Here is a 4,275-nt window from a genome sequence, read left to right on the forward strand (position 1 = left end):
TAAACATTATAGCGGATGATTCATGTGAATGGAAGGTATTTTTTGGATACCTTCCTTTTTCTATTTTTTACCGCCTACTAAAATTATACACTAAGAACAGAGCAACACAGGGAGCATTGATAGGAGTATTTCCGGAAGCTAGGCAAATAATAGAACAAAATATTGAGAAAGTCTTAAATAACCAAGCTACACCAAAACAAGCCCTTGATGATGCAGAAAAGAGTGTCAATAGTGCACTTGATAATTACAATAAAACTTTAAAGAGATAAAAAAGCATAGCTAATTATGCTATGCTTTTTTTTATTACAATTATTTCAGCGAATGACAATATTTACATTTATCTTGTAAATATACACTTTTATTATGATGCCGAATTTGACTATTCAATATGATAGTATTATAATATATATGGAATGTCATAAATTTAACAAATAGGAGGTTATAAAGATGTGGGAAACAAAAATAAATCCCAGTAAAGTTTTTGAGCTGCGCTGTAAAAATACGACTTATTTTGGAATAGGAAGCATACAAAAAATAAAAGATATTTTAGAGGTTCTCAAAAATAGAGGTATTGATAATGTTATTTTTATAACAGGAAAGGGATCTTATAAAGCTAGCGGTGCTTGGGACGTTGTGAAACCTGTACTGGATGAGCTTGATTTAAAATATTCACTTTATGATAGGGTTGGTCCTAATCCTACTGTTGACATGATTGATGAGGCAGCAAAAATCGGACGTGAATCTGGAGCAAAAGCAGTTATAGGAATTGGCGGCGGTAGTCCAATAGACACTGCAAAAAGTGTAGCTGTGCTTTTGAAGTATACTGATAAAAATGCAAGAGAACTTTATGAGCAGAAATTTATACCTGAAGAAGCTGTTCCTATCATAGCTATAAATCTTACTCATGGTACTGGCACGGAAGTAGACAGATTTGCAGTAGCCACAATACCAGAAAAAAATTATAAACCGGCTATTGCTTATGATTGTCTGTATCCTATGTATTCAATAGATGATCCTTCACTTATGACAAAGCTTGATAAAAAGCAGACAATAGCAGTTACTGTAGATGCATTAAACCATATTACAGAAGCTGCTACAACACTTGCTGCATCCCCGTATAGCATTCTTACTGCAAAAGAGACAGTAAGATTGATAGTTCGTTATCTTCCTGCTGCTGTAAATGATCCTTTAAATCTTGTAGCAAGGTATTATTTGCTGTATGCCTCTGCTTTGGCTGGTATTTCTTTTGACAATGGCCTTTTGCACCTTACTCATGCTTTAGAGCATCCTTTAAGTGCTGTAAAACCTGAGATAGCTCATGGTCTTGGACTTGGAGCAATATTGCCTGCAGTGATAAAAGCAATTTATCCTGCTACAGCAGAAATTTTAGCTGATGTATATAGCCCTATGGTGCCTGGCTTGAAGGGTTTGCCTTCTGAAGCAGAATATGTATCTCAAAAAGTTGAAGAATGGCTTTTTAACGTTGGATGTACTCAAAAGCTATCAGATTTTGGATTTACAAAAGAAGATATTCCGACATTAGTTAATCTTGCAAAAACAACACCTTCTCTAGATGGACTGCTTTCTATAGCACCGATAGAGGCTACAGAGTCTGTTATTGAAAAGATTTATGTGGAATCCCTTTAAAAATTAAAAAGTAAGTTCGAATATTACTGATATTTAATTTAGGGGATAGACTAACTATTGTTTTTGTCGATAAAGTTAAAAAAATTTACAAAGTATTTGACAATAACTATATAAATATATAATAATATCATTAAGTAACAAAATTATGTCTGGTGTACAACCAGACATAATTTTGTTACACTAAAATTTGGAGGTGTTAAAAACACGATGAATGAGATTTTAGAAAAGAAACAACTAAATCCAACAGTAAAATTGATGGTTATAAATTCTCCTTTAATGGCAAAAAAGGCCAAACCAGGTCAATTTGTCATTGTGAGAGTCGATGAAAAAGGTGAACGCATTCCTTTGACTATTGCTGATTATGATGGTGAAAAGGGTACTGTTACAATTATATTTCAGGAAGTTGGTATGAGTACAAAGAAATTAGGCACATTAGATGTTGGAGATAAATTGCATGATTTTGTAGGGCCATTAGGAAAACCTGTAGAGTTTTCAAAAGATACAAAAAGAGTATTAGCAATTGGCGGTGGAGTCGGAGTTGCACCACTTTACCCTAAAGTAAAGATGCTTAATAAAAATGGAGTATCAATAGATAGCATAATCGGAGGAAGAAGTGCAGAATACGTCATACTTGAAGATGAAATGAGAGCTGTAAGTGATAATCTCTATATAACAACAGATGACGGCAGCAAAGGACGCAAAGGCTTTGTAACTGATGTACTAAAAGAATTAATAGAAAAAGGCAATAAATACGACGAAGTAATAGCAATAGGGCCGTTGATAATGATGAAGATGGTATGCAACATAACCAGAGAATACAATATACCGACTATGGTCAGCATGAATCCTATAATGATAGATGGGACAGGAATGTGTGGAGGATGTAGAGTAACAGTAGGTGGAGAGACAAAATTTGCCTGCGTAGATGGGCCTGCATTTGACGGACTTCAAGTAGACTTTGATGAAGCAATGAGGAGACAGAATATGTACAAAGACATGGAGAAAAAAGCATTAGAACAATATGAACATGAATGCAAGTTAGGAGGCATCTTAAATGGCTAATATGTCGCTAAAAAAAGTACAAATGCCTGAACAGGACCCAAATGTACGAAACAAAAATTTCAAAGAAGTTGCACTAGGCTACGAAGAAAATATGGCGGTTGAAGAAGCAGAAAGGTGCATTCAATGCAAAAATCAGCCATGTGTCAGCGGATGTCCTGTGCATGTTCAGATACCAGATTTCATAAAGCAGATAGCAAACAGAAATTTTGAAGAAGCATATCAAAAAATAAAAGAGACAAACAATCTGCCAGCAGTGTGTGGAAGAGTATGTCCGCAGGAAAACCAGTGCGAATCAGTATGTACAAGAGGCAAAAAAGGAGAACCTGTAGCAATAGGAAGGCTTGAAAGATTTGCAGCAGATTGGTATATGAAGAACAAAGAAGACAAAGTAGAAGCACCTAAAAAAATCGGAAGGAAAGTTGCAGTAATAGGCTCAGGACCTGCAGGATTATCATGCGCAGGCGATCTAGCTAAAATGGGATATGATACAACAATCTTTGAAGCATTTCATACGCCTGGTGGAGTTTTAATGTACGGCATCCCTGAATTTAGACTTCCTAAAGAAATAGTTCAGAAAGAGATAGACTCATTAAAAAAATTAGGAGTAAAAATAGAGACAAACATGGTTATAGGCAAAATACTGACAATTGATGATCTATTTGAGATGGGATATGAAGCAGTGTTTATAGGAACTGGTGCAGGACTACCTAAATTCATGGGTATACCGGGAGAAAATCTAAATGGCGTATACTCAGCAAATGAATTTTTGACGAGGATAAATCTCATGAAAGCTTATGACTTTCCAAATAATCCGACACCTGTGAAAGTAGGTAAAAAAGTAGCTGTAGTTGGCGGCGGAAATGTAGCGATGGATGCGGCAAGATCTGCAAAGCGTATGGGTGCAGACGAAGTGTACATCGTATATAGAAGGTCAGAAGAAGAAATGCCTGCAAGGCTAGAAGAAATACACCATGCAAAAGAAGAAGGAATCATATTTAAGCTATTAACAAACCCTGTGAGAGTAATTGGAGACGAAAGTGGCAATGTAAAGGGAATCGAATGTGTGAACATGGTTTTAGGTGAGGTAGACCAATCAGGAAGGAGAAGACCTATAGAAGAAAAAGGTTCAGAGCACGTAATAGAAGTAGACACGGTAATCATAGCTATAGGTCAAAGTCCAAATCCGCTTATAACATCCACGACTGAGGGACTCGAGAAACAAAAATGGGGTGGAATAATAGTCAATGAAGATACGCTTGAAACAAGCCGCAAAGGTGTATTTGCAGGTGGTGATGCTGTGACAGGCGCAGCAACAGTTATTCTTGCAATGGGTGCCGGTAAAAAAGCAGCAGCATCGATACACAAGTTTTTAAGTGAAAAATAATTGACTTGAACAGCTTTATAGAAAATGTTGTTTTGAAATTTACATCATATTAAAAAAGCAGGATAAAATATTCCTGCTTTTTTAATTGTGCGCCCGGCATGGGCGATAACTAGGCGGTGAAAGTCCGCTGTGGGCTTGGTAGTGGGAACCACTAGCTGAACCGCAAGGGTGTCCATCGCGAG

4 protein-coding genes are annotated in these 4,275 nt (G+C 36.5%); all 4 read left to right on the plus strand.

Going from position 1 to position 4,275, the window contains the following annotated elements; all coding sequences use genetic code 11:
* Window positions 1–269 (plus strand): hypothetical protein (locus J2Z80_RS14760; protein WP_432422734.1); only part of this gene is annotated, 269 nt, incomplete at its 5' end.
* 178 nt (window positions 270–447) lie between these two features.
* On the plus strand, window positions 448–1,647 hold the full coding sequence (locus J2Z80_RS14765; RefSeq protein WP_209455058.1) for an iron-containing alcohol dehydrogenase: 1,200 nt from the start codon (window positions 448–450) through the stop codon (window positions 1,645–1,647).
* Window positions 1,648–1,854: 207 nt separating this feature from the next.
* The gene (locus J2Z80_RS14770) at window positions 1,855–2,709 is read left to right on the plus strand and encodes a sulfide/dihydroorotate dehydrogenase-like FAD/NAD-binding protein (protein WP_209455059.1); all 855 of its coding nucleotides are present in this window, start codon (window positions 1,855–1,857) and stop codon (window positions 2,707–2,709) included.
* Window position 2,710: 1 nt separating this feature from the next.
* The gene (gene gltA, locus J2Z80_RS14775; protein ID WP_245301378.1) at window positions 2,711–4,093 is read left to right on the plus strand and encodes an NADPH-dependent glutamate synthase; all 1,383 of its coding nucleotides are present in this window, start codon (window positions 2,711–2,713) and stop codon (window positions 4,091–4,093) included.
* Window positions 4,094–4,275: the final 182 nt, after the last annotated feature.

It is taken from the genome of Thermoanaerobacterium butyriciformans, assembly GCF_017874545.1.
GTDB lineage: Bacteria > Bacillota > Thermoanaerobacteria > Thermoanaerobacterales > Thermoanaerobacteraceae > Thermoanaerobacterium > Thermoanaerobacterium butyriciformans.

What these genes read in the sequence shown, in the direction of transcription:
- J2Z80_RS14770 (WP_209455059.1), top strand. Translation starts at nt 1,855, where the DNA reads ATGAATGAGATTTTAGAAAAGAAACAACTAAATCCAACAGTAAAATTG.
- J2Z80_RS14765 (WP_209455058.1), top strand. Translation starts at nt 448, where the DNA reads ATGTGGGAAACAAAAATAAATCCCAGTAAAGTTTTTGAGCTGCGCTGT.
- gltA (WP_245301378.1), top strand. Translation starts at nt 2,711, where the DNA reads ATGTCGCTAAAAAAAGTACAAATGCCTGAACAGGACCCAAATGTACGA.